The 3,581-nt window shown below is 49.8% G+C and carries 3 protein-coding genes; 2 read left to right on the top strand and 1 reads right to left on the bottom strand.

Annotation, left to right across the window (positions count from 1 at the left end; genetic code table 11):
* Positions 1 to 612 precede the first annotated feature (612 nt).
* Positions 613 to 912 carry a helix-turn-helix transcriptional regulator gene (locus FJ146_19715; protein MBM4254199.1) on the bottom strand — a complete coding sequence of 100 codons (300 nt, stop codon included), beginning with the start codon at positions 910 to 912 and terminating at the stop codon, positions 613 to 615.
* A 67-nt stretch (positions 913 to 979) separates the two neighbouring features.
* On the opposite strand from FJ146_19715, the gene FJ146_19710 reads away from it, so the two are divergent.
* A complete protein-coding gene (locus tag FJ146_19710) occupies positions 980 to 1,720 on the top strand; it encodes a hypothetical protein (protein MBM4254198.1) in 741 nt (246 codons plus the stop codon).
* Positions 1,721 to 1,930: 210 nt separating this feature from the next.
* Positions 1,931 to 3,088, top strand: coding sequence for an ATP-binding protein (locus FJ146_19705; GenBank protein MBM4254197.1), 1,158 nt, complete (start codon positions 1,931 to 1,933; stop codon positions 3,086 to 3,088).
* Positions 3,089 to 3,581: the final 493 nt, after the last annotated feature.

Below are 3,581 nucleotides of genomic sequence, written 5' to 3'. Positions count from 1 at the left end.
GCGGGTAACGGGGGTTTTGCTCCACAAATGGTACATTTAATAGGAAGGGCGCCACTGACCAAACGTCGCGAGGAGGGTAGACAGAAGGCACGAACAATGAGAGTTTTTCACTGGAAGCAAGAGGGTCGATCTAGAAATGCCGCGTTGACTTAAACTTTTAGTCAAACTTTGTCACCCCTGCTCGGACAGGACATGGCAAGTGCGTTTTCAAGCGATGTTTATGCGCCTTAGCTAGCTGGCTTCGACCGGTCCCAGTTATTCTTTTGTCTTAAGAATTCGGTACGCTTTTAACTGGCGAGATACTTCGCACTCGCTGGAGTACGTGTCTTATATCTCTGCCGTGAACGGCGGAGATATAGCTTTTTGTGCCTAATCCCAGATCGTCAGTGCTCACCGGAGTGATCATTTAGAAGTGCGAATTTGTTAAACGCTAACGATTCGAGCCAATCGATCCAGTTTCTTATCCAGGGTCCATAGAGTCGCGCCACTTAGTAAGCAAGCCGATAATTGTTCTTATTCACGTTTAAGACGGCTGTCCAAGGTAAGCGACAATATGTCAAAAAGATCAGCGTGGTTGCCAATCTCCCTTTGCAATGCGGCCTGGCGGATCACCTATGACGCTTGACCCAGCTGCTTTAGTTTCTCTCGAATAGAACGTAGTTTCGGCTCGAGGTCACTTCGCTCGAACCCGTTTGGAAAAAGGATGAATTCTGGCTTGACGCCAAGAGCCTCCGCAAGAAGGATGGCACGATCCTCACCTAGTCGGGAACGCCCGCTCTCGATATTGGAGATATTCGAGACGGCGATGCCAGTAATCTTCGCTACAAGTGCCTGAGTCCAACCCTTTTTGGTACGGAGTTCCTTGACAACCTGTCCTGGGGTCAAGATAGCTCTTGGTGCACGCTTCCTCATAACTTGCTCCTATAATCATGGGGCGTGATTCGCGAAACGTTGACGACCTCACACCCATCGCAGTCCGTTGACCTCACGCAGTGTCGAGACAAATACAAACGGTTACCTTTTTTACGCTACACCAGAAAATATCTGGTCTGCCTGGACTGGTTCAGGGGGCTCTTGGGTCGGCGTCGACAGCACTGTCGCATCTAGCACACCAAGTTTCATGCACATCAGTGTTAACAGTACGAATTGGAAAAGCTATTTGAACGGCGCCCTGATCGGCACCCAGACTGGTTACGCCAAAAACACGACTCGCCCACTCAGAATTGGTGGCGGTGCTACGGATGGAGCAGTCCAATATCTATTTAATGGCGACATCAGCGAGGTCATGATCTTTAGTAGCAACCTCAGCACTGCGAATAGAGAAGTCATTAGTCAAATCATGTCCAAAAAGTACGCCGTGTCCTGCGCCGCCGCCACCGATGCTGCATTAGCAGCCGATACTTTAACAGGTGGCGCAGGTGCTGACACCTTCGTGTGGAACCAGTTTAGCTTTAGCGACCCAAGCAATCGTGACGTAGTCACCGACTTCAGTATCGCCGATGGTGACAAGCTAGACTTTAGCGCTATGTCTCGCACATTTACCGTGCATGGCACTGCGGGACTTCAGTCCTCAGGTGCAGCTCAAATCGCCTGGATTAACTCAAGCGGCAACACCATCGTGCAGCTAGACTTTAACGGTGATGCCACGCCGGAGATGGAAATCCAGCTTAACGGCGTCATTTATACTAACCTGACATCAGCTAGCCTAGTCTTGCCCTAATTGACGTCTCAAGCTCCCGTGGGCACATTCATAACCGCGCTGGCTGCAGGTGGATCCGTAGCAAGTGAAAACCGCTGTTCCTGCGATCTTTTTGCGGCGCCGATGTGACACTAGCTATCCGGCACTAAACCCATGTTATTTTTGACGAAATTCACGGCGCCTCTGTTCTACCATTGACCCCACCCTGTAATTAGCGTTAAAATATGGATTATGCTTCCACGTTTATGTAACCTATCAAAATCAAATAGTTTTTTTCTCTTCGGCCCGAGGGGCACTGGCAAGACAACCTTGATTCGTAGCCAGTTTCCGGACGAAAGAGCGGTCTACGTCAATTTGCTCGACAACGCTCTGATGGACCAGCTGCTGCTAGACTCAAGCCGATTTGTCGATCTCATCGATAGCGCTGAGCATCGGACGAAGGCCGTTATAATCGATGAAGTGCAGAAAATGCCGGAGTTACTGAATGTTGCGCACACCCAGATTCAGGAGCGGAAGCGGCAATTTATTTTGACCGGATCAAGTAGTCGCAAATTGAAACAAGCGGGAGCCAATCTACTTGCTGGACGTGCCTGGCTGTACCACCTTTATCCGCTAAATGCTCTTGAGATGAGTGACGCATTTGATTTGAAAAGAGCCCTGGAACTCGGCGGGCTACCAGAAGCTTTTCTTAGTAACAGAGATGATGCCCGCGAGTATTTGAATTCGTACGTCGCTACTTACTTACAAAAAGAGATTCAGCAGGAGCAATGGGTCAAAAACCTAGCGCCTTTCCGCAAGTTCCTCGCGATTTCAGCTCAAATGAATGGGAAAATCATCAATAAGGCCGCGATCGCTAAACAAGTAGGTGTTGATCCCACGACCGTCGCAAATTATTTCGAAATCCTCGAAGACACTCTTATCGGGTTCATGTTGCCAGCCTTTTCCCGGTCGGTGAGAAAAGCTCAGCGCCAACTTCCCAAGTTTTATTATGTCGACACTGGGATCAAGCGGGGGCTTGATCGCACTCTATCAGTTGAACTGTTGCCGCAAACTTTTGCTTGGGGTGACGCGTTTGAACACTGGGTCATTCTTGAGTTTGTGAAGGGGAGTCAGTATAAACGACTCGATTGGAGCTTCTCTTACATAAGAACCAAAGATGACGTGGAAATTGATCTCATCGTAGAGCGCCCGGGGGATCGCAACCTGTTCGTCGAAATCAAATCGAAATCACTAGTAGACGCTGCCGACGCCAAATCACTTGAGACTCTCGGCGCTGATACCGATCCGAAAGCAGAACGCTGGTTGCTCTCCTGCGATCCCTTGCAAAGAACCTTCGGCAAAACCAAAGCAATGCACTGGATGGATGGAATTAAACTGCTTTTCAGTTAGATTACGGTCGGCCACTTCTAACAACGTCCTGATGGATCACATCAACGACGCATGAGAGTAAGAAGCTCAGTCCCAAAATTGGCAGACTCATATATCTCGCCGTGTGCAGGTACCAGTAGCGTTGTGGCTTGCGAACGTCATATTAAAAAATGAGTCGCAGACAGCGAGAATACTGGGCTCCTCACCGCGCCGGGGAGTTATTAACCAGACTTCGCCCGTCTTAAGGCCCGCTGGATAGGCTAGTTCAAGCTTTGCGGGTCACAATGGTTCTAACTCAGCTATGTCATCAAAGTTGAGGCCCGTCACCTTGCCCAGTCGCGCAAAGGCACGTGAATGTGCATGAACTACCCCTACCAATCCTCACGCTCTCTGACAAGAGCGCTCCGGTATGGTCAGAGTTTCGTGCTTCAGCGGGCGGGTAACCCCACCCTCCACACCTGAGGACGGTTCCCGCCCCGTGACAAAGCCTGTCAAAGCATAATTCAAGATCACT

The sequence above is a fragment of the Deltaproteobacteria bacterium genome (assembly GCA_016874735.1).
In the GTDB taxonomy this organism is placed as follows: Bacteria; Bdellovibrionota_B; Oligoflexia; order Oligoflexales; family CAIYRB01; genus CAIYRB01.
The sequence above is the reverse complement of the archived record's forward strand: the minus strand, read 5'-3'. Positions and strand labels throughout refer to the sequence as shown.